We start from the raw sequence: 25999 nt of genomic DNA, 5'->3' as shown, positions 1-25999 counted from the left end.
TCTCAGACACACTTTCGCCATTTACACAATAACATTTAAAAAAAAAACAATGTTGTGATAATTTTTGTGATAACTATAAAAAAGTAAAAATTCAAAACACGCTAAACAACGCCAAACAACACACCAAACAACACAAAACGATCTATGTGTAATTCTTCAACAGAAAATACAAAAAGACCCCACGATTTTCCTCATGGGGTCTTTTCTAAGACTTAACTAATATCTTCAGTTAGAAAAAATACTAGGCAAGAATCTTGGTCACACGACCAGAACCAACGGTACGGCCACCTTCACGAACTGCGAAGGTCAAGCCCTCTTCCATTGCGATAGCCTGGATCAACTCAACAGTGAAGGTTGCGTGATCGCCTGGCTGAACCATTTCGATGCCGTCTGGCAAGGTGATAACGCCAGTAACATCGGTGGTACGGAAGTAGAACTGTGGACGGTAGTTGGAGAAGAATGGCGAGTGACGGCCACCTTCGTCCTTGGTCAAGACGTAAACTTCGCCTTCGAACTTGGTGTGTGGAGTCACAGAACCTGGAGCAGCCACAACCTGACCACGCTCAACGTCGGTACGGTTGATACCGCGGAGAAGAAGACCAGTGTTATCGCCAGCCTCTGCCTCATCCATCTGCTTGTGGAAGGTCTCGATAGAGGTGACGGTGGTGGTCTGGGTATCGCGCAAACCAACGATCTCAACTGGGGTGTTGATTGGGAGCTTACCACGCTCAACACGACCGGTGACAACGGTACCACGACCGGAGATGGTGAACACATCTTCGATTGGCATCAAGAATGGCTTGTCAAGATCGTGAGTTGGGGTTGGGATGTACTCGTCAACAGCCTTCATGAGTTCCTTGACGGTCTCTACCCACTTGTCGTGGTCTGGAGCGTCATCATGCAAAGCGCCGTAAGCGGAAGTACGGATGACTGGGCAATCGCGATCGAAGCCGTTTTCTTCGAGGAGGTCACGGACCTCTTCTTCAACGAGATCGATAAGCTCTTCGTCGTCAACCATATCGCACTTGTTCAAAGCAACAAGAATTTTTGGAACGCCGACCTGCTTAGCAAGCAAGACGTGTTCACGGGTCTGAGCCATTGGACCGTCGGTAGCAGCAACCACGAGGATTGCGCCATCCATCTGAGCGGCACCAGTGATCATGTTCTTAACGTAATCAGCGTGGCCTGGGGCGTCCACGTGAGCATAGTGGCGTGCAGCCGTCTGATACTCGATGTGGGCGATGTTAATGGTAATGCCGCGCTCCTTCTCTTCTGGAGCGGCGTCGATCTGATCGAAGTCATACTGAGGGTTCAGATCTGGATACTCGCCATGCAGCACCTTAGAAATAGCCGCGGTCAAGGTAGTCTTACCGTGATCAACGTGACCGATGGTACCAATGTTAACATGCGGCTTAGTACGCTCGTACTTTTCCTTTGCCATGTGTTTGTCCTCCTGGACGTCTCGTAGTTTGCTTCACAACCTTATGTGAAGCCTCTCGCTACATATTTACTGGGTTTCTGGGTTAGGTGCCACTTCGGTGCCAGAACCCAGTCAACGTACGAAATTCTAGCGTTGACTAGGGACACAAAACACCGAAGTAGCGTGCGCTTTTACTCGCCGCGCTGGGCTTTAATAATCTCGTCCGAAACAGCCTTTGGAACTTCCGCGTAAGAGTCCATCTGCATGGTGAACATTGCACGTCCCTGAGTCTTGGAACGAAGATCACCAATGTAGCCGAACATCTCGCTCAGTGGAACCTTAGCGTCAATAACCTTAACGCCAGTAGCGTCGGTCATAGACTGAATGTTTCCACGACGGGAGTTCAAATCGCCCATAACGTCACCCATGTACTCTTCTGGAGTACGAACTTCCACTGCCATAATTGGCTCGAGGATTACTGGGTGAGCCTTAGGAGCAGCTTCCTTGAAGCACATGGAACCTGCAATCTTGAAGGCCATTTCCGAAGAATCAACGTCGTGAGTCTGACCGTCGGTAACGGTTGCTTTAACGCCAACCACTGGGAAGCCTGCCAAAACGCCAGATTCCATAGCTTCCTGCACACCTGCGTCGATGGAAGGAATGAATTCCTTAGTAATGTGGCCGCCAGTGACCTCGTTAACGAACTGATAGACTTCGCCAGATTCTGGATCGATTGGCTCGAAGTTCATCAAAACCTTTGCGAACTGACCAGAACCACCAGTCTGCTTCTTGTGGGTGTATTCCTGGTTCATAACAGCCTTACGAATGGTTTCACGATAAGCAACCTGTGGCTTACCAACATTCGCTTCGACCTTGAACTCGCGGCGCATACGATCCACAATAATGTCGAGCTGAAGCTCGCCCATACCAGAAATCAAAGTCTGACCAGACTCTTCATCGGTCTTAACCTGGAAGGTAGGATCCTCATCAGAAAGCTTAGCCAAAGCCAAGCTCATCTTTTCCTGATCTGCCTTCGTCTTTGGCTCCACAGCAACCTCGATAACAGGATCTGGGAAGGTCATGGATTCCAAAGAAATTGGGTTCTTTTCGTCGCACAAAGTATCACCAGTGCTGACATTCTTCAAACCGACAAAGGTGTAAATGTTTCCAGCTTCTGCAGAATCTACAGGATTTTCCTTATCTGCGTGCATCTGGAAGATCTTACCAACACGTTCCTTCTTGGACTTGGTGGAATCGTACACAGAATCGCCTGGCTTAACTTCACCAGAATACACGCGCACGAACACAAGCTTTCCATAGAATGGATGGGTTGAAATCTTGAACACCAAAGCTGCAAATGGATCGGTGTTTACTGGCTTACGATCAATTTCAACAGATTCGTCGCTTGGATCAAAGCCCTTAATAGATGGAACATCTTCTGGGCTTGGAAGGAAGTCAACAACAGCATCCAGCATTGGCTGAACGCCCTTATCCTTGAATGCAGAACCGCAAGTTACTGGGAAGGCTTCGCGAGCAATAGTAAGCTTGCGAATACCCGCGCGCATTTCTTCTTCAGAAAGCTCTCCAGATTCGAGGTACTTCTCAAGCAACTCTTCGTCAGCTTCTGCAACCTGATCCATAAGCTCGGCACGATATTCTTCTGCACGCTCCTGCAGGTCTGCAGGAATGTCAACGGTGTCGTAGTGGGCACCCATATCGTCCTTAACGTCATTCCAGACGTAAGCCTTCATACGAATCAAGTCAACAACACCAAGGAAGTCGTTTTCAGCACCGATTGGAAGCTGAATAACGAGAGGCTTAGCACCAAGCTTTTCCTTAATGGTCTTAACAGAATAGTAGAAATCTGCGCCAAGCTTATCCATCTTGTTGATGAAGCAAATACGTGGAACACTATACTTATCAGCCTGACGCCAAACGGTTTCAGACTGAGGCTCCACGCCTTCCTTACCATCAAACACTGCAACAGCACCGTCGAGAACACGCAAAGAACGCTCAACCTCTGCGGTAAAGTCAACGTGTCCTGGTGTATCGATGATGTTGATCTGGTAGCGATCGTCAGTGTCATGAGTCTGACGCTGCCAGAAGCAAGTGGTTGCAGCAGACTGAATAGTAATACCGCGTTCCTGCTCCTGTGCCATGAAGTCCATGGTGGATGCGCCATCGTGAGTTTCACCGATCTTGTAATTCTTACCAGTGTAGTAAAGAATACGCTCGGTGGTAGTAGTCTTACCAGCATCGATGTGCGCCATGATGCCGATGTTACGAACCATATTCAGGTCGTTAAGCACATCTTGTGCCATATTATTATCCTTAGCTCTTTAAGATACCGATTATCTTGTGGATTACCAGCGATAGTGAGCAAAAGCCTTGTTTGCTTCTGCCATCTTGTGGGTATCCTCGCGGCGCTTTACAGAAGCACCCAAGCCATTGGAGGCATCGAGAATTTCGTTAGCCAAACGCTCAGCCATAGTCTTCTCACGACGAAGGCGGGAGAAGTCTGTAAGCCAGCGCAAGGACAAAGTGTTTGCACGAGCAGGCTTAACTTCGACTGGCACCTGGTAGGTTGCACCACCGACGCGGCGGGAACGAACCTCAAGGCTTGGACGAATGTTATCGAGAGCGCGCTTCAAAACAGAAACTGGCTCCTGCTCGGTCTTTGCCTTCACCTGCTCAAGAGCAGTGTAGACGATGTTTTCTGCGATGGACTTCTTGCCATCGAGAAGAATTTTGTTAATCAACTGAGCCACGACGGTCGAGCCGTAGATTGGATCAGGAAGCAGCTGATGCTTTTTTGCAGGTCCTTTACGTGACATGTTTTACTTCGCCTTCTTTGCTCCATACAGGGAACGACCCTGCTTGCGGTCCTTAACACCCTGGGTATCGAGAGCACCACGCACGATGTGGTAACGCACACCTGGGAGATCCTTCACACGGCCACCGCGCACGAGCACAATGGAGTGCTCCTGCAAGTTATGACCTTCGCCTGGAATATAGGCGGTTACTTCAATACCCGAGCTGAGGCGCACACGAGCAACCTTACGAAGCGCAGAGTTTGGCTTCTTAGGAGTGGTGGTGTACACACGAGTGCACACGCCACGACGCAACGGGCTACCTTTCAAGGCCAAAGTCTTTGACTTCTTAGGCTTGGCCTGACGTCCCTTACGGACGAGTTGTTCAATCGTAGGCAACTTAAGTTCTCCGATTCATTGTTATCTTCTATTTGGTGAAAACCGCCACACTGCAGCACACCTTAAACCATGAATCGGTTAAAAGAGTAAAAGCCACAGTCCACCGGCCCGATGGCCCTCGTGCCTCCAGCCACGCATTACTGCGCGCTATCCTTGGCACTTGGGATATCCCAACGAGAACACCTATAACATAAGGCGCACCGTTGGCACACACGAACTACTATTATACATCCTTGCTTGACAATTAAAATACGCTTAAATAAGATCCGCTTAAACGAACTACTTTAAAATAGGTCTTGCGGGAGCAGAAACATCAAGACGTTGCCTGTTTCCAATTTTGCTAGGATCATTGATAATCACGTCTACAATCGCCTTTTTAAGATCTAAATCTGAAGAATCACCCCAAACAATTACACGATGAATTTCTACGTTAGAAACAGTGGAAGAAATCTCAGTTTCAACAGAATCCTGAGTTCTGGCACTTACTCGCATTACATGTGAACGAAAATCTTCAGACAAAGAACTTACAATTTTCAACGCCTCACGTACAGCCTTACTGCTCAAACTCTTGTGAACGTCTGTAACTTCAATAACTGGAATTCCTGTAGTAGGAACATTTTCAACTGCATTAAGAACTCTACCTTTAACGTCAACAGCTGTTAATTTTTCACTACCGTGAGATTTAAGTATCGCAGCAGGCTTTTGCGCTCTAACCGTTATTTGCAATCCTTGAGGGAATTTTTTTGAAACCTTAGCTTCTGTAACACCAGGTATGTTATTAAGTTGCTCAATTATTTCTTGAGATGACACTAAAAACAGCGATTTATTTACCTGATTAGATGCAATAGACGAAATTTTTTGCTCACTAACCCATTCGTTAGAGCCAAAAATACTAATATTTTTAGACTTAAGTCTAAATACAGGAGAAAAGAATAGAACCCAACATAGCAATATTATAGATGCAATTATCAGAAAACTATAGAGAAATCTCAACAGAATCGTACGTAAACTAGCGAACTTTTTTTCTTTTTCTCTAGCACTGAAATCTATAACTTTAGGCCTAGAAACAATACCCAATGGTCCATTAGTTGAACGCAAAGTCTGTTTTACAAAATCAACTACAGAAAGTCTCCTAGCATCTACAAAAGTGTTTTTAGAAGCATTATTTTTTGTAGATTCACCCGATACAGAAAACTCTGCAGTTACAGAAGACGCAGAAGATTTAGATGCAGTTGTAGGCACGGAAGATGTAACAAAATCAATAGAACTATCAGACGTAGTTAAATTCGATTTTGCTGTTCTACCTTTTTTGCGCAATGATTTTTTAGAAATCAGGTTACGATTTTCCGCATCGTTTCCAGTCGTACTAGATACAGTACGACCTTCAGACTTGCTAAAAATCACACGCCCCATACACTACCTCTTAAATCAGCTTACGACTTTTATCTGCTTTAAAATTTTATAAACTCTTATAAACTCACAAACTTTTGTAACTCAATGCTTCAAGCATAACAGATGTCATAGCTGTGATACTTCCTGCTCCAACAGTAAACAGAACATCGCCATTTTTTGCTCGACTAGCCAATTTTAGAGCACCTTCACGCATATCTTCCACTGCCTCGATATTAGACGTAATATCATCTTTCCTAGCTACATCAACAATAGTTGACGCGTGAATATCTGGGAAATCTTCCTGTTTTTCTCTAGCTGGGAAAATTCCAGTGACGATCACGTCATCTGCAAGAGATAATGCAGATGCAAATTCATGCGCAAAAGAGCGAGTTCTAGAAAACAGATGCGGCTGGAAAAGAACACGAATACTAGCATTCGGATATCTTCTTCTTGCAGCGCGCAAAAGAGCATCTATTTCCGTAGGATGATGCGCGTAATCGTCTACAACCGTTACTCCATTAACACACCCACGAATATCGAATCGCCTAGAAGCCCCACGGAAACTAGAAGCACCATCTGCCGCATCTTTAGGGCTCATGCCTAAAAGCATCGCAGCAATAATAGCAGCACATGCGTTCCTAGCATTATGCAATCCTGGAATTATAAGATTAACGTCTATAAAATCGCCATTAAATTCAATAACAAACGATTCACTTCCGCTACCCGTTTTTTCACTTTCATGCTCAATAAAGGCAAATTTTACAAAACTTTTCACTCGATCATTCAGCAAAGAAACATTATCTTTATTACTTGTGTAAACGATTGTTTTTTTAAGAGAATCATCGCTTAAAGCATCTAAAACGGCACGAGCGCCATCATCATCTGCACAAATCACAATATGCCCAAGAGCATGGCTTAAATGTTCAACAAAAGCCGAGCGATAATTTTGCGCATTTCCATAATGATCCAAATGATCCGCTTCAACATTTGTAACAATTGCAATATACGGATTATATTTTTCAAAGCTGCCGTCGGATTCATCCGCCTCTGCAACCATAACGATTCCGCTGCCAGCATGCCCTCCGTCTATTTCACCACCATCTTGTGCTTGAATAGATCCACCAATCGCATAACTCGGGTCTGCTAGATCACCTTTACCACAAACTCGCAAAATATGTGCTAAAAGTGAGCTTGTTGTAGTTTTGCCATGCGCTCCAGCAACAGTTACTCCCCTTTTAGCACTTAAAAGCAAGGATAAGATGTCGCTTCTGTGTACAAGTTTCACACCATTTTGATAAGCAGCAATAATTTCAGGATTACTCGGCTTAATCGCGCTAGAATACACAAGAATATCGGAATTTTTTATATGACTTGCACTTTGACCTATTTTTACATTTATTCCAAGTTCTTCTAAGCGTCTTGTGTGGTCATTTTCTTGACAATCACATCCACTTACTTCCACCCCTTCTTCGTGTAGCATTTCTGCCAAAACGCTCATTCCAGCTCCGCCTATTCCAATAAAGTGAACAGAGCCTAACGAAGATATAGTCTGGTCTGCTTCAAATGCTGAGCGCATAGGATTCATATTAATATCCATAATTATCTTCTGCTTTCTTTTGCAATATCAAGAATATATTTTGCCATTACACTCGCAGCATCACGAATGCCATATTTCCAAGATTTTTCACGCATTTGTTCAAGACGATTTGTATTGTCAAGCAATTTCAACACATTGTCACGAATCCAATCAACAGTAAAATCAGAATCGCTAACCATAATCGCTCCTCCTGCATCCACAACAGGCTGTGCGTTAAAACGCTGCTCACCATTACCAATCGGCAGCGGAACGTAAATTGCAGGAAGACCAATAGCAGATATTTCTGCAACAGTACCAGCGCCAGACCTACAAATCACCAAGTCTGCACAAGCAAAAGCCCAGTCGATCCTCTCCAAATATTCACAAATATGATAATCACCTAAACCTGCATGCTCTGGCTTAACGTCGTTTATTTGATTAAGACCAGCCACTCGCGCAACATTATCTTTAACTTCTTTAGACTTTCCAGAACCCGTAAGATGAACTATTTGAGCACACTTAAGCAAATCGCCAGCAGCAATAGAAACAGAATCGTTCAAACTTTTAGCACCTAAAGACCCACCTGTAACAAGTACAATAGGTCTACTTGGATCTAATCCAAGCTTTTTAGCACCTTCTATCCTAGCTAAATCAGAATCTTGTGTAATTTGTGCGCATAAATCAGATATCACTTTTCTAAGAGGCAAACCGACTCGTAACGCTTTTGTGCACGAACCTAATTTTGAGCATAAACCAGTGCCATCATAAACACAACCAATCATGTTAGCCCAACGCGCACCAAGTTTATTTGCCATTCCAGCACGAGCATTCTGCTCATGAATAACAATAGGCAATCTCATGCTGTGAGCTTGCGAATAAACAGGAGCAGAAGCATAACCACCAAAACCAACAACAACATCAGCGCGTCTTTTTTTCAGTATTTCACGAACCTTATTCTTTTCACGAACCCATTTAAAAGGAAACTTAAACATGTATAAATTAGGTTTTCTAGGAAAAGGAACTTTCTCAATAACATCAAGCGGTAAACCAGCTTGTGGAACAAGAGTCTTTTCTAATCCAACATTAGTTCCAATAACACTAATTTTTACAGATTCATCTAAATCTTTTAACGCGCTAGCTACAGAAAGAAGAGGATTAACATGACCTGCTGTTCCGCCCCCTGCTAAAACAACATGCAAATAATCTTCATCGACATTATCGACAGATGAATCAGAGTTCACATCTTCCATATAAACCACCTACATTCGAGCTAGAGTGAATCTAAAATAAATTTAAATCAATCTAAAACCACTAATTATAATAATTTCTAACCTAATCTAAAACTTTAATCTAAGACTAAACAATTAGACAATAACCAGACTTTAACGTTTATTGTCATCCTCACTAGAAACTGACTTAATACTGCTATTAACACTAGGCTTAATATAAGGGTTACTTCTAATAAAACAGTCCGCAACACCAATACTCAACAAGCACATAACTAAAGACGAACCACCAGCAGAAATAAACGGCATAGGAACACCCATAACAGGAAGAACTTGAACCACAACCAATATGTTTATTAAACCCTGACCTACAATCCATGTAGCAATACTTATAAGAGATATCGAAACAAACTTACTATGAGATTGCAATGCGGAAGTTAACAAACACCATCCAATAACAATATAAAGAAGAATCACACAAGACGCTACAAAAAATCCCATTTCTTCGCCGATAATCGCAAAAATAAAATCATTATGAGCATAAGGTAAATAATTCCATTTTTCTCGAGAATTACCTATGCCAACACCCATAAGACCACCAGAAGCCATAGCATATTGCGCATGAATAGCTTGGAAGCACACGCCTTTTATAGACTTAGCATCACAACCATGGATAGTCGCAAGAATACGCCTCATACGATTTTGACTAGTAACAACCAACAATAAAACAGCTGCAGATGCAGATATAAGAGCGATAACGAGCCACTTTGTAGGGAATCCTCCTATATAAAATGCGACTACGGCTATAAGAAGAATAATCAACGCAGTACCAAGATCTTTACCAGCAACAACAAGAAGCAATGAAACTCCGAGAGCCACTACAGACGGAATGTATGCGCGCATTTGAACACGCTCATAAGCTTTTTTAGCCAGTACAAGAGCCATAGGAAGCCAAATACATATAGCTAACTTGGTTATTTCTGCGGGCTGCATTGTAAAAGGACCTATTTTAATCCAGCTAGCATTACCATTAACCTCATGTCTAATTCCTGGCACAAAAGTCAAAAATTGCATAAAAACAGATATTGCGTAAATAACAATAATCTTACTTTTATAGAAATCGACTGGAAGACGAGAAACAATCAAATAACCAATAAATCCAATAATGCAATAAATCAATTGACTTATTCCAGAACCCCAAGGACCTGCTCCATAAGTAATCATAGTCACTGAGGAACTTGAAAAAACCATAAATAAGCCGAAAACAGAAAGCATTGCAACAGATATTCTTAAACCATACAAACACCATAATGGATTAAATATGCTACGAATACCAACGTATTGTTTAAAAGCATGACTGTTTTCATTAAAAGTTTCATACGCTCTTGACGATTTAGTAGAACGCTGTTTTTTACTAGAAGAAAACAATCGCAAAGGCTTTTTATTAGCATTGTTAGGATTAGATTTTTTGCTATTCACGTTCATGACTATTAACCCATCGCTCAGATTCTTTAGCAAAACTAGATCCGCGATCCGCATAAGACACAAACTGATCCATTGATGCACACGCTGGAGCCAGCAACACAACATCTCCTTGTTTTGCATAGCGTCCGGCAGCATCAACTGCTGTAGAAATAACTTTTTGACCTAGAGAAGGATCTGGGCTAATAGTCTTATCGTTTTCCACTTTTTTAAGAACAGAATCATCCGCATAATCAAAAGATTCACAACCTGTTCCATCTGGAGAAACAATAGTTACTGGAATATCTTTTCCATTAGCATTAAGAGCTTCTATAATCGGTTTTTGATCTACACCAATCACAACAGCAGCCTTTATAATACTTCTATTATCTTTAACTAGATCTTCAAAACAACCGCCTTTTGCAAGCCCCCCAGCGATCCAAATTACAGATTTTTTACCAAAACTAGAAATAGATGCTGCTGCAGCGTGAGCGTTAGTAGCCTTTGAATCATCTACAAAACGAATCGAGTGTTCAGAAAGATTATCGTCAGCATTTAAAGTTGCAACAGTTTGAATCCTGTGACCTCCTGGAGCAAAGTTACACAAAGTTTTTACAGCATTTTCAACATCTGGATTCAACCCTAATGTAAGAGCTAAAGCAGTCAAAGCATCTGCAAGAAGATGAGGATATACGCTTCCGTCTGGTTCACATAAATGCTTAAGATCCCTTAGCTCCACTAATTTAACTGGATCTCCAACTTTTCCGCCAGCAACACCACTCTTATCTACAATCCAACCATTTTCAACACCTATTTCTCCAGATTCTGGAGGTTCAAGTGTAAAGCCAATTTTCTTACAACCATCTTCTACTTGAGCGTTAGCTGCAAGTTCACTTACTCTAGAATCCTGAGCATTATAAACAAGAGCCTTTTTAACCCCATTAAAAACTTTAGACTTGTCTTTTGCGTAAGCTTCAATCCCACCGTGCCAATCTAAATGATCCGCAGCAATATTAGTAATAGCTGCACAATCTAATCTCATAGAATTAGTAAAATGAAGCTGGAAAGAGCTTAATTCTACACACAAAACATCATGTTCTGATTCCATAGCAGCGTGAGAAACCGATTTTCCAATATTTCCTACTGCAGGAGCATCAAAACCACAAGCAGTTAGCATTTCGGAAGTCATCTCTGTAGTGGAAGTTTTTCCATTCGTACCAGTGATTCCAACCCAAGGTGCAGGATTATTGGTTTTATCTGAGTTTACACGAACAAGCCAAGCAAGCTCCACTTCACTAATAACTGGAATATTACGCTTCTGCGCTTCTAGAATAAAAGGTGTACGAGGATTAAAAACAGGAGATGTTACTACAGCATCTATATTATCCCAATCAATCTTGGAAAAATCGTGTACCTGAGCCTCTTCCTTACGCTCATCTGCAGTAATCGCTGTAGCACCAACGGATTTAAGCACTTCTACAGCACCAATGCCAGAAACACCAAGACCCGCCACAAGAACATTATTGAATGGGAACTTCTTGTGGAACGACAATTCCCTAAGCAAACAATCTTCTGCAACGCTGCTCATATTATTTAACCCTCACCAATTACCAAGTAGATACTCAATTACTAAGTCAATGCTAATCGTTAAGTCAGAACTAATCGTTAAATCAGTAACCCAGAATGACCAGCCCAATCCGCATAAAACATCATCAATGCAGACAGTACAAACATAAGCTCAATCATCCAAAAACGGACAACGACTTTACCTTCTGCCCAGCCAACAAGCTCAAAATGATGGTGTATAGGAGCCATTTTAAACACTCGCTTATGCGTAAGCTTAAAACATCCAACCTGAATTACATCACTACATGCTTCTATAACAAATAATCCGCCCAAAATAACAGCTAAGAACTCTGTATGAGTAGCTATAGAAAGAGCAGCAAAAAGACCACCTAATGCCAATGATCCCGTATCTCCCATAAATACCTGAGCAGGATTTGAGTTGTACCACAAGAATCCAAAGCAGGCAACAGCTGCACAAACAGCAATAATAGTCAAATCAAGAGGGTCAGATACTGCGTACGAGAAACCAAAATGACCGCCACCTTTAACGTGGTAACTTTCCCAGAACGCAATCATAGCGTAACCAGCAAAAGCAATCATTGAAGAGCCAGAAGCTAAACCATCTAAACCATCTGTAAGATTTACAGCATTAGACCAAGCCGCCATCAAGAAGTTAACCCAAATAATAAAAACCACAATTCCTACGACTTGCCCAAACATTGAAAAATCAAGAAATGGTTTTTCAATAAAGCTCATACCAGCCTGAGCACTAGCAATACCAGACTGAGTTGGTAGCATTAGAGCCAAAAGTGCGTAAATGCTTGCAAAAATAATTTGACCAATCAGCTTTGCACGAACCGAAAGACCAAGATTCTGTTTTTTACGAACTTTTGCAAAGTCATCAATGAACCCAAGAAAACCCATAGAAAGCATTGCAAAAAGCACAAGAACCGCAGACCAGGATGGAGTACGTCCAACAGAGAAGTATCTGTAAAGAGCAGAAGCAGCCCAACCAACTACAACAGCAAGGTTTATAACAACACCTCCCATTGTAGGAGTTCCACGTTTAACTAAATGAGATTGTGGACCGTCCTGACGAATGTACTGACCGTAATTTAAACGGTGTACTAAGCGGATTAAAAGCGGCGTACCGACAATAGTAACAATCAGCGATACCACGATTCCCACGATAAGCGCAATCACAGGTTAACCTCCGTATGTTCACTAAGACTCTCATTAAGTTTAGACCAGCGTTCAGCTAACACGCTCAAGCCCGAAGCATGAGACCCTTTCAATAACACAACACTACTCGAATGCGCGGCCACAAGATTCCACACAACGTTATCCGCCTCAGTGCAATCATGAACAAAATATACGCCATTTTCAACATCAAGGCTCTTATTCTGCCAATTATCTTTAGCACCTTTATAAATGCAACCAGCTAGTTCATCTAATTTTTTATCAAATTTAGAACCAACAGCTATTAGTGCATCAATATTATGCTTTGCAACATATTCGCCTATTGATTCATGCATATTATTCTCATTAGAACCAAGCTCTAACATAGATCCAAGAACTGCTATTCTAAAAATATTATTCTTTTTACTTGTTAGATCTTCTTCAGTATTAACGTTTAAATCATGTAAGTCATGATTTTCATAAGAACACAATCCATCAATTCCAGCCTTCATGGAATCAGGGTTTGCATTGAATGAATCGTCAATAAGCGTAAAAACATTATTATTGTTAGAAATTTTAGAAAGCTGCATTCTATGCGGACTAATATGCGAAACTTCATGCAAAACTTTAGCAATACTCTCAAGATTCATTCCAAAATATCTTGCCACATTAGAAGCAGCCATTGCATTCATAACATTATGCTGTCCCTGTATAGCAAGATGGACTCTAACTGAGTTTTTAAACTTATCCTCATTCTTCTCATTAAGAACAAATTCTGCACAACCCATTTCATCTAATGAAATATCACTTGCAGACAATTGGTAATTGCCATTGTTAGATGCGTCAAAATCACCTTCCGTATTGGTGTTTTTACCAAACCAACGCAATTTATCTTGATCAGCTAAAGAACGCATTGCAGATACTCGAAAATCATCAGCATTTAAAATTGCTATTCCGTGTGCAACAAGACCTCTAACAATCTCACTTTTTGCCTGAGCAATTCTTTCTACAGAACCAAACTCACCTAAATGCGCAACACCCACCTTCAATACAACAGCTAAATCAGGAGGAGCTATTGTGGTTAGTTTTGCGATTTCGCCAACATGATTTGCTCCCATTTCTGCAATAAGGAATCTCGTGTTTTCATTTACTTGCAAAGATGTTAACGGCAAACCAATTTCATTATTAAAAGATCCAATTGGTGCAACAGTGTTACCGAGCGTTGAAAGAAGAGCCTTGAGCATATCTTTTGTAGTGGTTTTTCCTACTGAACCAGTTATGCCGATAATACTAAATGGTGTATTTAACGCGCGGCGACGCTCAAGATTGTGTTTTGCTAAAAGTCCAAGAGCTTCAACCGAATTTTCAACAACTATTTGAGCAATTTTACTATTATTAGACTCATCTAACTTTACAAAATGCTCCACTATTGCAATTTTTGCACCAAGTTCTGCAGCTTTTTGAACAAAATCATGACCATCAACACGATCGCCTGGTATTGCTACAAATATGGAAGAATCCACAACTTTACGAGAATCACTTGTTGCATAAATAACAACATCATTATCTGAAATAACAACATCATTATCTGTTATGCAAAATTTCTCAGAAGTAATACTATGGTTTTCTTTTACTAAACAACCACCTATAAAAAGTCTGCCATTAACCGCAGCAGCTACTTCTCTAACACTCATAGGCATCATACGCATATTATTGGTCGTTGTATTATTGCCCAAAGTCTTATTTTGCATCATAACCTCGTTATTTTCCCAACATTGGTTTCATTTGCTTTGCAACAAATCTATTAATCATCAACACGTTTCTGAACACTACTTTAATTAACACTACTTTAATTCATGAGACACTCGTAACGCGCTTTTAATAGTTCCTCTTCTAACTCCAGCTGCAAGAACCATCGCTATTGAAAGAGAAAGATGTTTGTGAACATCCTTGCCACCAATCTGATCTGCTAAAGCAGCTAACTCATCTGATTCACGGGAACGCATAACGCAATAAGATCTTTCATGACTTACAAACCCATAACGTTGTTGAAGAGTATAAAAACTTATTACTGGTCGCGCGGACTTCATACTTTCTTCATCTATAGCGGAATCATCATTTTGATTTTTGATAAAACTATTTTCGTAATGTTTATCAGATTTATTAGCAGAAGTTCTATAAGAAGAAATATCAGATACGCTATCGGATTCACTATGAGATTCACTATCGGAATTAAGTGATTCGACTTTTTGCTGCGATTTTGAATTCTGATTTAATGTAGTATCAGAATCATACTTCTTTTTATTATATGAATGATTATCTGCATTATCATCTGCATGACTTGCATGATTTGCATGACTATCAAATTTTGAAGTATTAGAGTAAGGATCAGAATAAGAAGAGTCGCTTGCATATAAGTCAAGGCTTCCAGCCATTGCTAAAGCATTATTGCTTTCAACTCCAAGGACATCAACGTTAACAGACTGCAATGCATCTTTACTAAGAGTTGCAGAATTTAATGCTATTACAACAGCTGCAGCGCCATCTTCTACACACACAGACAAGTTATGCTGTATATCAATTATTCCCATAGGATACTCTAAATCTAACTCTCTTTGAAGAGAGCTAGACCCAGCTGCACTAATAATACCAACTGGATTGCCGAGCATATGAAGAAAATCAGCCAAACGTATAACATTTGCGTAAATCTCATCATCACTATCTCCTGCAACTGCAAAAGTTGCTATAAAAGATGACGGATCGCAATTAACATCACAAGCTAGCTTACCGAGAGTTATTGGATTATTAGAAGATACCAGCAGAGGAATGCCTACACTCATTGCTTCAGATCTAAACTCTGGAGGAACCATTGCAGCATACGCTCCAGCATCTCTAGCAGCCTCTAATTGTCTCTTATCTACTCGAGATGAAGGAACAAAAAGACAACCTGGTTTAACACTTCTAACATCACAAGCTAATGATGTAATAGTCACACCAGATGCAAAGGAAGGAATTACCTCAAAACCATACTGTTCAGCAGCAAAACCAAGCGTCACTCTGGTTCTGGAAAATTCATCAACAGCATTCATACTCGCACTCGCCCTTATTTGTTGTATATCACCATTCTACAGCAATAGGGTTGCTACGAGGAGTAGAAACTGGAACATCATACTTTTGCATCAAGAATTCTCCAATTGCTTTCAAAAGAGGTGCTGCTGCAACAACGCCGAAAGTTCCCTGAGGATTACTTAATGCCACTGTAATAGCAAATCGTGGATTATCCACAGGAATGACTCCAGCACAATCTGCAACGATAGAACTTAATCCTCCACCGAATCCCGCTACTTCTGCAGTACCACTCTTAGCAGCAACACGGTATCCATTAATTGATATAAAGTTCTTGTAAGATTCCGCTGTGCTTTCCATAGCATTCAACATTTGCGATGCTACATGTTCATCCAAAACGCGAGTTGCCTGAGGTCTCTTGTGCTCTGAAACACGTCCATGAGGATCTATTACAGATTTGATTATTGACTGTTGGAGCCTTACACCCTTGTTCGCAATAGTCGCAATAGCATTAGTAATTTGCAAAGCGTTAGTGGCATAACCCTGACCAAACAAAACAGTGTTTTGCTTACGACCATCCCATGCTTGTACGCTTGGAAGAAGACCAGGAGATTCACCTTGTAAACCTAAACCAGTATATTGCCCAATTCCAAACTTAGACAAAAACTCATAACGCTTGTTATTAGGATATTTTTCGCCAGCTAAAATCATGCCAACATTAGAAGATTCCTTTAAAATTCCAGCTAATGTTAAACGTTCAATACCATGACTGTGAGAATCATGGAAAACCTGACCTTGTTTGTCTATTGTCCCTGGAACTGAGAATTTGTCGCTGAGTTGACGCGCACCAGATTGAACCATTCCAGCCATGGCAAACACTTTGCCTATAGAACCTGGCTCAAAGATCTGGCTAACCGCTTTAGAAACAGATGCTCTAGCAGCTGAAGAACCAGCTTTAATATCGTCAGTATCTTCTAACGCAAGAATCTCACCAGTGCGAATATCCTGAACAACAGCAATTCCCCATCCAGCTTTGTACTGCTTCATTCCGTCAAGAAGAACTTTTTTAACGTACCAATCTACATCGCTGTCAATGGTTAACTTTATGTCATTACCATTTACAGCATCTTTATATTCGCTAACAGTGCCAGGAATTTTCTCATTTCCAACATTGTTTCCCTGATACTTTTGATATCCATCTGTACCAGTTAAAACTTTATCTTGCGAAAGCTCTAATCCAGATTCACCTATTTCGCCTCTTCTACCCTTTGCCTCTGGTCTAGAGCTTTCTTCGGCATCTTTGACAGAACCAATTAGGGCACCCAAAATAGGACCACTTGAATACACTCGTTCACTACTGTTTTCTGCATAAACACAACCAGAAAGGTTGAGTTTGTCAATTGCACGCTTAACAGAAGGCTTCACATTCCTCTTGATAACTGCGTAACGACCCAATCCAGAAATCTTTCCGCCGATTTCAACAGAGCTCATATGAAGAATTGGAGCTAAAAGACGTGCCACCGCCACGGCACCAGTACCTTCAACATCCTTACCATTAATCGAATGACAATTACCAGCAGTTTGTTTTGTGCAAGGAGTAGGTTTAAACGCCTGCGCATTCATAGGATCAGCAATTATATTGTATCTTTCAACACTTTGAGCAAGAACTGAACCGTTTGTATCTAAAATACGACCTCTTCTAGCAAGAATTGGTTTTGTCCTAATACGTTCTGCTTGAGCCGCCTGAGCAGTAGAACGAGCATTAATAAGCTGTATAAAACTAAGTTTTACTATTGCACATGTTGCAACAAACGCAAAAATAATTGCAACAATTACGCACTTCTTTGCAAAAACTGTGCTATTCATCGCAGCAGTCTTATTAGCAGCAGACCGATTATAGGATCCGTAAGCCTCATAAGAATTCGCATTGTATGTGCTGGCCTTTTTAAACCTTGTAAATTGCGATTTTCTTTTAATCAGCTTCAGTAAGCTAAAAACGCGACTAATACCATCTTTTAGAGACTTACTGGTTTTTGAAAATCCACTGGAATTGCTTGTTCTATTAACTTTGTCTTTAATAGAATTAACAACTCCATTAACTTTGCCTGAATATTTGGCGAAACGTTGCTTGATTTGGCGGCTCATCAATGTTTCTCCTTATCCTTTGGTTTTTGTTGTTTAGATTGTTGTTTAGATTGTTGTGAATCATGCGCCTGCTGTTTGGGCTGCGACTTTTGATTCTTAGAACTAGCCTGTGTTTGAGCTTTCTTAGCATCAAGCATTGCTTTTTCAGCTTTCTTTTTATTTGCATAATCGCTTAAATCAACGGTTATTGCACCTTGCTGCGGAACCATTCCCATCGTTTGCGCTTTTGCTGGAAGATCCGCCTCTAAAGTATCTAATTTTGTTTGCGCTGTTTCTACATCTTGACGAAGCCTAGAAATACTCGATTGTGTAGCAGCCTGTTCAAAAGATATTTCTGCCATTTTTGTGCGCAACAATAGAGATGTTGTAGGAGTGATTACTAAGAACAAAACAACGATAATCACATTAAAAAGAGGCGCTTTACGAGTATTGCTCCACTCTATAACCTTATGCAAGCGGTTCATTACTGTGTAAGATCTGCGGTCTGATGCGCTAAATACCAATGGAAGGGATTTTAGAACACGATTTTTCCTTGAATCTCCAACAACTTTTTCTTTTACACGACCTGCAGGAGCTGCTGTTGCAGTAACAGTAGACAATCCAGGAGCACGGTTTTTTAATGGTTTAATCATTAGAACCTACCCCCTTTTTTATGTGCAAATCGTATAGTCGAAGAATTAGATGATTCTTCAATACCTCTAGAAATAGATTCAAATTCCTTAATCCAACGTTCTGGAATATCTCGAATCAGTTCCACTGCACGCAAGCGAACAGACGAAGACCTAGTATTATTTGCTATTTCTTCCTTAGATGCTTTTACAGCTCCTCTAGTTAGCGCCTTAAAGAAAGGCTGTGCATCTGCTGGAACAATAGGCATATTCGCTGGAACATCTACTTCTAAGCCATTGTTCATGAATCTTTTAACCGCAATATCTTCTAGCGAATGATAAGATTCAACAACAATCCTGCCACCTTGATTTAAACGCAGAGCCAACTTTGGTAGTGTCCTAGCAAGTTTGTCTAATTCTCCATTAACCTCAATGCGAAGAGCTTGGAAAACTCTCTTAGCTGGGTTTCCTGGAGCACGATGAAAACGAGGAATGACGTTATCAACTAATTCAACCAGCTGACCAGATGTGGTAATCGGAGTCTCTTCACGAACTTGAACAATTTTGCGAGCTATTGGACCAGAAAAACGCTCTTGACCATATTCTCGGAAAATATTCGCAAGCTTATGCGAATCATAAGTCGCGAGAATAGTCGCAGCTGTTATGCTTTGTGTAGTGTCCATTCTCATATCTAATGCAGTGTTGTGAGAATATGAGAATCCTCTATCTTCTTCGTCTATTTGCAAGCTAGAAAGTCCCAAATCCATAAATGCTGCATCAATATGGTAGATTGCTAAATCTTCAAGAACTTTGTCAACTTCATCAAATGCTGCATGTACTGGAATAAAACGTTCGTCTAATCCTTCTTCACGCATTCTTTTCGTAGCCAGCTCAAGAGCTTCGCCATCTCTGTCTATGCCTACAAGCGTTGCAAGAGGAGCAGCTTTAAGAAAAGCTGTTGCATGACCAGCAAGACCCAGCGTGCAATCCACAACAACAGAATTCTTGTGGTTTAACGCTGGAGATACTAGATTTACACAATCGTCGAGCAATACTGGTGCGTGTATTGTAGATAAGTCCTTCATCGGATCACCTTTCATTGGATCACCGCCGGAAGAACATCATCTGCAATATCTGCATAATCTTGCTCACGATCTGCAAGGTATTTGTTCCAAGCAGACTTATTCCATATTTCTGCGCGAGTGCCAACACCAATTACAACAATCTCGTCTCCAAGATTTGCGTAATCTCTTAACATTGGTGGAACTACTATGCGTCCCTGCTTATCTGGTTCTTGATCTACAGCGCCAGAAAGAAACACTCGCAAATAGTCTCTTGCAGACTTATTGCTCATAGATGTGCGCTGAATCTGCGTTGTAATACGTTGAAACTCTTGCATTGGCAGTACGTATACGCAACGTTCCTGACCGCGCGCCATAACAAAACCATTCCCTAATTGAGATCTAAATTTCGCTGGTAAAGCTACACGACCTTTTCCATCAATTTTTGGAGCATATGTACCAAGAAGAATTGGGGTTTGATTCTGCTGCTGATTCTGATTGCTTATGCCATTACCACGAGAATCTTCATTATTCGGTAAAGGAGTGGAATTAAAAGCCGAATATGGAGCCTGGCTAATGGATTGCGCAAAAGGAATCTGCTGCATTGGCGGAATCTGCTGTGGCTGATACATCTGTGGCATCACATAATAAGGCTGAGCGTACGCTTGAGGATTTTGCATTGGCATATGCATTTCCTGAGCATTAGCTTGAGCAATATTTTGAGAATCACTGTCAGAGAGATTTTGAGCATGCATAAAGGAGGAATTGGCTTTATTCTGCGCATTATCATCCGCATTATTACGAGCCATAACTCCACCTCCTTTTCAACATGCAATATGCCACTTGCACATCGTTCACCATTTTACCCCATTCCTCACCAAAAATCCCCACTTTTTATAAAAAAATAATATTTTTTTTCATAAAAGTGCCACTTTATGCATTCGTCGCAAAAACTTTCTTAGAAAATACCGTGTATAAGCCTCGAGATATACTTAAACGCCTAGTTTTTAGCTCAACATTTAAGAAGAACGGACACAAATGTCTACGTACTCCTCACAACTTAGCGAAGAACAACAAGCAGTTGATTGCGCTTACGGACGCTTAGATGACTTGCGCTCTACGGTTCGTACAAGACTTGACGCTGTACGAGCTGCAGGATCACACGGGTCGCCTACTCAGCGCACCGAACGTGATTCATTTGCAACAATGTATGAGGATCGGTTAACTCAACTTAGAGCCGTAGAAGACAGGCTTGTGTTTGGAAGACTGGACGATCGCGAAGGAACAAGACACTACATAGGTAGGATTGGTCTACTCAGTGAAAATCACGATCCTATTCTTACAGATTGGCGAGCAGAAGCTGCGCGACCATTCTATGAGGCGACGCCACGTCACCATGGAAACATCGTTATGCGTAGGCATATAACTCTTAAATTCCGCGAAGTTGTTGGAGTTGAAGACGAGATTCTTGATATTCATGCAGACGAGGTAAACAAGGCTTCTAAGCAGGGAACTCTAACAGGCGAAGGTGCTTTACTAGCTTCACTAGGTTCTCGTAGAACTGGAAAAATGACGGATATTGTTGCAACTATTCAAGCTGAACAAGACCGCATTATTCGCGCTCCTCTTGACCATACTATTGTTGTACAAGGTGGACCTGGTACTGGCAAAACCGCCGTAGCATTGCACAGGGCAGCATATCTTCTTTATACACATCGTAGAAAACTTGAAAAATCAGGCGTTCTGATTGTAGGACCAAGCTCGGCATTCTTAAGATATATAGATCAAGTTTTGCCTTCTTTGGGTGAAACTGGTGTTGTAAGTAGAACAATTTCTGATTTGATCCCAAATGTTCATGCTGTTGCAGAAGATACTCCACATGCGGCAAAGCTTAAGGGAATGTATCGCATGAAAAACGTTATTCAGAACGCTGTTTGTGCAAGAATACGTGTTCCTAAAGATTTACCAACGCTACGCATAAACGGGTTTGCTGTACAACTCAAAAAAGAGGATATTGAGCTTGCACAATCAGATGCTCAACGAACACACCAACCTCATAATCAGGCTCGCAAAACTTTCGTAAAGTCAGTTATAAGTTCACTTAGAAATAGATACCTGGAACAGTTAGATTATACTCCTTCGCAGTCTGAAATATCCGATATTACATCGCAGCTTCGTATGGAAGAGAAACTTAAGATTACTCTGAATCTTGCTTGGCTCCCTATGACTGCCACGTGGCTTATTGACCAGCTGTTTTCTAAACCTGAACAACTTCGCATATATGCTCCTTGGTTAAGTGAAGACGATATTTGTGTATTAACTAGACCAAAAGGTAGTCCTCTAACTCGCTCTGATATACCGCTTCTTGATGAGGCTATGGAGCTTCTAGGTGCAGATCCAAAAGTTGAGGCACAAAATGCTGCAAATGCTCGCAAAAAGCTCGAAGAGCAGCAATACGCTTCTGAAACACTTGCTCAAAATGGCATTGGAAATGGAATCGTTACCGCAGATATGCTCATAGAGAACATTCAAGGTGACGATACAAGCATGGTAGCCAATCTTGCTGCGTCAGATAGAGAGTGGACTTATGGTCATGTGGTCGTAGATGAAGCTCAAGAGCTTACAGCAATGGATTGGCGAATGCTAATCCGTCGCTGCCCTTCTAGATCATTTACAATCGTTGGTGATGTTGCTCAAACATCTGCTTTAGGTGGAACGCATCATTGGCAAAAGAATATGAGCTCACTGTTTGGAGATGCAAACTGGGATCTTTACGAGTTGACCATTAATTATCGTAACCCTAAAGAAGTTTCAGATGCTGCAGGAAAAGTGGCAAACAACTCTGGATTGTACATTTCCACAGTTAATGCTGTACGATCTGTTCCTGATTCTCTTGTTACCCATACACTTAAGCATCAAGATGAACTAGATAGAACACTTTCAAAATATTGCATTGATTTGTTTAAAGAATTCGTATCAGAAGATGGAAGTGGTCGCGTAGCGATAATAGTTCCTAATGAACTATTAGACCATACTGATAAAATCGTTAAAGATACTCTTCGTAAAAATCTTTCCGATAAAGAATACAATCGTATACTTCAACAGAATTCAGACGATAGTCAGATTAGCGTTTGCACGCCTGAAGACGTTAAAGGATTAGAATACGATGCCGTAATTCTGATGCAACCTTCTAAAATAGAACAAGAGGCAGCATCTATGCTTACAGCAGCAGCAAATCTGTACGTTGCTATGACAAGACCAACACAGCGATTAGTCATCTTGCGCACACAAGATGATGCTGATTTTTCAAAATAAACACGAAAACACTAAACCCGAATAACCTAGTACATTGTTTGACCTATTGAAATATATGGGTCAAACAAGAAGGGTTATTGCTTACTCTTTTTAAGATCCTCAATGGCTTGTTCAAAATCCTTCAAGCCAGCGAAGTTCTGATATACACTAGCAAAACGAAGATAAGCTACCTCATCCAGTTCTCGCAATGGTTTCAATATTGCTTTTCCAACTTCTTCAGATGTAACCTGCGCTAATCCGCGAGCACGCAAATCAGCTTCAACTTCCATTCCCAACGTCTTTAAAGCTTCAGAGTCTATAGGCCTACCCTGGCAAGCTTTTCCTACACCAGCAACCACCTTTGCTCGGTCGAATGGCTCAATTGAACCAGATCGTTTCATAACAAGCAGTTGAGTAGTTTCAACTGTCGTAAAGCGGTTGCCACACATCTGACATTCACGTCTGCGACGAATCGAATATCCATCTTCACTAATTCGCGTATCGATAACCTTAGTATCGGAATTCTTACAAAAAGGACAATGCATACATCTAGCATACTAAAAATTATTAAAATATGTTATATATGCTTTAATATTTGTTATATAAATAAATCGATTTTTTCATATTTTTGTCCATATTCTTGATAAATTTTACCAATAAATACCTGAATTGATGGATATAAAACCATATCTGCAACTACTCGTACCCTTGTTTCATAGATCGACGAAGCCATAAATACAACATTGTTATAATCTTCATCATACGAGTCACATTCGCAAGTCCAATCCATATAAACCTCCATATTTTAACTATCGAATAAAATTATCTACATTGATTAATCGTCTATAAACGGCACTTTTATAGACTGACCTACTTCTAAATCTGCTGAATCTAAATTATTAATTTGCATGAGATAATCTACAGAATCAGAAATATTACCGTCTTTGTTTGTTATAGTTTTTGCATAACTCCATAAAGTATCTCCAGGACGAACAGTGTATGTTACAAAAGATTTTGACACTGCAGAAACTGCTGGCTTTGGAATAAAAATAATCCATGCAAAACACACTAAAGCAATAAAAACAATAAATCTAATAAAAGATTTACTATACTTATTTCGCTTTAAACAAGTTTTATCTACGCAAGTACCGTTGTTCGCAAACTGACTATATAAAGCACCAGTTGCTTTTGATCTCTTATACATAATTACCCTTTCTCACAAATTTAAATCAATATAAATCCGTATGAACATTTGTTCTATCGAACAGGTGTATAAATCTTGACACATCTGTTCTAAAGATGCAACGGCGTGTCGAACATATGTTTGATTTTTTTGCGAGTTTGTCATAGAATAAAATCATCGAAAGGAGACCCCATGAATATCAACACAAACGAGATTAGTGATTCCGCGGCGCACAACACAGAACCGCTAACAGATCGTCAGCGCAAAATCATGGATGCCATACAAAATTGCCTTGAAGAACACGGATTTCCTCCATCATTTAGAGAAATAGGCGAAGCTGTAGGCTTAAGAAGTCCTTCTTCCGTAAAACATCAATTGCGAGCCTTAGAAATGAAAGGACTAATAAGAATAAGCGCCAATAAAGGGCGTGCCATTGAGGTTATTGGAGATTTCTTAAAGAAAAATAAGAAGAAAGCTCATACACTGATTACAAAATCAGCAGTAGACGTGAGCATATACAACAACGACTCATTGATTCACTCACACGACGTACCACTTGTTGGGAGAATTGCAGCTGGAACACCTATAACAGCAGAGCAACACGTTGAAGATGTTATGAGATTGCCAGAAAGACTTACTGGAAGCGGAAATCTATTTATGCTAGAAGTGCATGGGGATTCAATGATCGATGCAGCAATCTGCGATGGAGATTACGTTGTTGTACGAGAACAAAATGAAGCAACAAATGGAGATATAGTTGCCGCACTGCTAGATAATGAAGCTACTGTAAAAACGTTTAGAAAAGACAATGGTCACGTCTGGCTTATGCCACACAATCCAGCGTATTCACCTATTGATGGATCACACGCAAAAATAATGGGTAAAGTTGTTACTATCTTAAGAAAAATTTAATGTTTTAAGCAGAACTAGAACTAAATTTCTAGCAAACGCAAAACATTACAAATACTCTCTCAATATGTAAAACAAACAATAAAAAAAATCGCTGTGATTAGCAGCTATAAGAGCTTTAAAATCACAGCGATTAAAGAAATAACTTTCCTGTCACATAAAATTTATTATGCGAGAGGATGAGAATCCTTGATAGTTACAGAAATCTCACGACCATTTGGAGCAGAATAGCTAACAGTATCACCTGCTTTAGCGCCCATTATTGCAGCACCAATTGGAGATTCTGGACTAATAACATCGTAATCTGTAGCAACAGCAATATCGCGAGAGCCAAGTACATAAGTCATTTCTCGGCCAGCAAGCTCCAAAGTTACAAGAGAGCCATTTCCAACACTGCCAGCTTCTGGAGCTTCGAGAATCTTAGCATTACGAAGCTTAACAATAAGCTCATTAATACGACCCTCATTCTTGCCCTGCTCCTCACGCGCAGCCTGATAACCGCCATTTTCAGACAAATCGCCCTCAGCTCGCGCAGCAGCAATACGTTCAGTAATTTCATCACGATACTCGCCTTCGCGATGAGCCAATTCTTCCTTGAGCTTATCGTAAGCTTCCTTAGTCAACAAAATCGTTTTTTCTTCAGCCATTTTGTAATCTCCTTAATAAAGAACAAAGAATAAAACAGCAAATTAAAAATCAATCAC

General features: G+C 40.8%; 22 protein-coding genes. 2 read left to right on the top strand and 20 right to left on the bottom strand.

What is annotated here, in order from left to right:
* Positions 1 to 241: 241 nt before the first annotated feature.
* The 16 genes from tuf to mraZ form a co-directional block, all read right to left on the bottom strand.
* Positions 242 to 1441 (bottom strand): elongation factor Tu, encoded by a 1200-nt coding sequence (gene tuf / locus HXT19_RS01665; protein WP_004112314.1) that lies wholly within the window; start codon positions 1439 to 1441, stop codon positions 242 to 244.
* Positions 1442 to 1611: 170 nt separating this feature from the next.
* On the bottom strand, positions 1612 to 3741 hold the full coding sequence (fusA, locus tag HXT19_RS01660) for an elongation factor G (protein WP_004112311.1): 2130 nt from the start codon (positions 3739 to 3741) through the stop codon (positions 1612 to 1614).
* A 42-nt stretch (positions 3742 to 3783) separates the two neighbouring features.
* Positions 3784 to 4254 (bottom strand): 30S ribosomal protein S7, encoded by a 471-nt coding sequence (gene rpsG / locus HXT19_RS01655; protein ID WP_004112309.1) that lies wholly within the window; start codon positions 4252 to 4254, stop codon positions 3784 to 3786.
* 3 nt (positions 4255 to 4257) lie between these two features.
* Positions 4258 to 4629, bottom strand: coding sequence for a 30S ribosomal protein S12 (gene rpsL / locus HXT19_RS01650; protein ID WP_003813881.1), 372 nt, complete (start codon positions 4627 to 4629; stop codon positions 4258 to 4260).
* 279 nt (positions 4630 to 4908) lie between these two features.
* On the bottom strand, positions 4909 to 6042 hold the full coding sequence (locus tag HXT19_RS01645) for a cell division protein FtsQ/DivIB (RefSeq protein WP_415704998.1): 1134 nt from the start codon (positions 6040 to 6042) through the stop codon (positions 4909 to 4911).
* A 64-nt stretch (positions 6043 to 6106) separates the two neighbouring features.
* Positions 6107 to 7618, bottom strand: coding sequence for a UDP-N-acetylmuramate--L-alanine ligase (gene murC / locus HXT19_RS01640; RefSeq protein ID WP_004112295.1), 1512 nt, complete (start codon positions 7616 to 7618; stop codon positions 6107 to 6109).
* A gap of 2 nt (positions 7619 to 7620) precedes the next feature.
* The gene (locus HXT19_RS01635) at positions 7621 to 8847 is read right to left on the bottom strand and encodes a UDP-N-acetylglucosamine--N-acetylmuramyl-(pentapeptide) pyrophosphoryl-undecaprenol N-acetylglucosamine transferase (RefSeq protein WP_101887882.1); all 1227 of its coding nucleotides are present in this window, start codon (positions 8845 to 8847) and stop codon (positions 7621 to 7623) included.
* A gap of 132 nt (positions 8848 to 8979) precedes the next feature.
* On the bottom strand, positions 8980 to 10308 hold the full coding sequence (locus HXT19_RS01630; RefSeq protein ID WP_009994541.1) for an FtsW/RodA/SpoVE family cell cycle protein: 1329 nt from the start codon (positions 10306 to 10308) through the stop codon (positions 8980 to 8982).
* Positions 10295 to 11872 (bottom strand): UDP-N-acetylmuramoyl-L-alanine--D-glutamate ligase, encoded by a 1578-nt coding sequence (gene murD, locus HXT19_RS01625; RefSeq protein ID WP_101887883.1) that lies wholly within the window; start codon positions 11870 to 11872, stop codon positions 10295 to 10297. The genes HXT19_RS01630 and murD overlap by 14 nt, the downstream gene beginning before the upstream one ends.
* A 77-nt stretch (positions 11873 to 11949) precedes the next feature.
* Entirely contained in the window at positions 11950 to 13053 is a 1104-nt protein-coding gene (gene mraY, locus HXT19_RS01620) for a phospho-N-acetylmuramoyl-pentapeptide-transferase (protein ID WP_004112289.1), read from the bottom strand.
* Complete coding sequence (locus HXT19_RS01615) at positions 13050 to 14780, bottom strand: UDP-N-acetylmuramoyl-tripeptide--D-alanyl-D-alanine ligase (RefSeq protein WP_180947144.1); 1731 nt, start codon at positions 14778 to 14780, stop codon at positions 13050 to 13052. The genes mraY and HXT19_RS01615 overlap by 4 nt, the downstream gene beginning before the upstream one ends.
* 93 nt (positions 14781 to 14873) lie before the next feature.
* Positions 14874 to 16118 (bottom strand): hypothetical protein, encoded by a 1245-nt coding sequence (locus HXT19_RS01610; protein WP_004112287.1) that lies wholly within the window; start codon positions 16116 to 16118, stop codon positions 14874 to 14876.
* 28 nt (positions 16119 to 16146) lie between these two features.
* Positions 16147 to 18240, bottom strand: coding sequence for a peptidoglycan D,D-transpeptidase FtsI family protein (locus HXT19_RS01605; protein ID WP_004112286.1), 2094 nt, complete (start codon positions 18238 to 18240; stop codon positions 16147 to 16149).
* Positions 18240 to 18872 carry a hypothetical protein gene (locus HXT19_RS01600; RefSeq protein ID WP_004112281.1) on the bottom strand — a complete coding sequence of 211 codons (633 nt, stop codon included), beginning with the start codon at positions 18870 to 18872 and terminating at the stop codon, positions 18240 to 18242. The genes HXT19_RS01605 and HXT19_RS01600 overlap by 1 nt, the downstream gene beginning before the upstream one ends.
* The gene (gene rsmH / locus HXT19_RS01595; RefSeq protein ID WP_004112279.1) at positions 18872 to 19933 is read right to left on the bottom strand and encodes a 16S rRNA (cytosine(1402)-N(4))-methyltransferase RsmH; all 1062 of its coding nucleotides are present in this window, start codon (positions 19931 to 19933) and stop codon (positions 18872 to 18874) included. The genes HXT19_RS01600 and rsmH overlap by 1 nt, the downstream gene beginning before the upstream one ends.
* Positions 19934 to 19944: 11 nt before the next feature.
* The gene (gene mraZ, locus HXT19_RS01590; RefSeq protein WP_101887885.1) at positions 19945 to 20718 is read right to left on the bottom strand and encodes a division/cell wall cluster transcriptional repressor MraZ; all 774 of its coding nucleotides are present in this window, start codon (positions 20716 to 20718) and stop codon (positions 19945 to 19947) included.
* 229 nt (positions 20719 to 20947) lie between these two features.
* On the opposite strand from mraZ, the gene HXT19_RS01585 reads away from it, so the two are divergent.
* Entirely contained in the window at positions 20948 to 23224 is a 2277-nt protein-coding gene (locus tag HXT19_RS01585) for a HelD family protein (protein WP_101887886.1), read from the top strand.
* 74 nt (positions 23225 to 23298) lie between these two features.
* On the opposite strand, the gene nrdR is transcribed toward HXT19_RS01585, so the two are convergent.
* Genes nrdR through HXT19_RS01570 form a run of 3 tightly spaced genes read right to left on the bottom strand, consistent with a single transcriptional unit; the run spans position 23299 to position 24407 of the window.
* A complete protein-coding gene (gene nrdR / locus HXT19_RS01580) occupies positions 23299 to 23748 on the bottom strand; it encodes a transcriptional regulator NrdR (protein ID WP_004116911.1) in 450 nt (149 codons plus the stop codon).
* 53 nt (positions 23749 to 23801) lie between these two features.
* Complete coding sequence (locus tag HXT19_RS01575) at positions 23802 to 23993, bottom strand: hypothetical protein (protein WP_004122321.1); 192 nt, start codon at positions 23991 to 23993, stop codon at positions 23802 to 23804.
* A 45-nt stretch (positions 23994 to 24038) separates the two neighbouring features.
* The gene (locus tag HXT19_RS01570) at positions 24039 to 24407 is read right to left on the bottom strand and encodes a LysM peptidoglycan-binding domain-containing protein (protein ID WP_019261457.1); all 369 of its coding nucleotides are present in this window, start codon (positions 24405 to 24407) and stop codon (positions 24039 to 24041) included.
* A 171-nt stretch (positions 24408 to 24578) separates the two neighbouring features.
* Here HXT19_RS01570 and lexA point away from each other — a divergent pair, with 171 nt between their 5' ends.
* A complete protein-coding gene (lexA, locus tag HXT19_RS01565) occupies positions 24579 to 25298 on the top strand; it encodes a transcriptional repressor LexA (RefSeq protein ID WP_101887887.1) in 720 nt (239 codons plus the stop codon).
* A 164-nt stretch (positions 25299 to 25462) separates the two neighbouring features.
* Here the strand turns inward: lexA and HXT19_RS01560 are convergent, their stop codons facing one another.
* Positions 25463 to 25942, bottom strand: a complete 480-nt coding sequence (locus HXT19_RS01560) for a GreA/GreB family elongation factor (protein ID WP_004112265.1) — start codon at positions 25940 to 25942, stop codon at positions 25463 to 25465.
* Between the last annotated feature and the right edge of the window lie 57 nt (positions 25943 to 25999).

It is taken from the genome of Gardnerella sp. DNF00038 (genome assembly GCF_049262855.1).
Taxonomy (GTDB): Bacteria; Actinomycetota; Actinomycetes; order Actinomycetales; family Bifidobacteriaceae; genus Bifidobacterium; species Bifidobacterium vaginale.
Note: the sequence above shows the minus strand (reverse complement) of the source record. Positions and strands in the feature narration are given on the sequence as shown.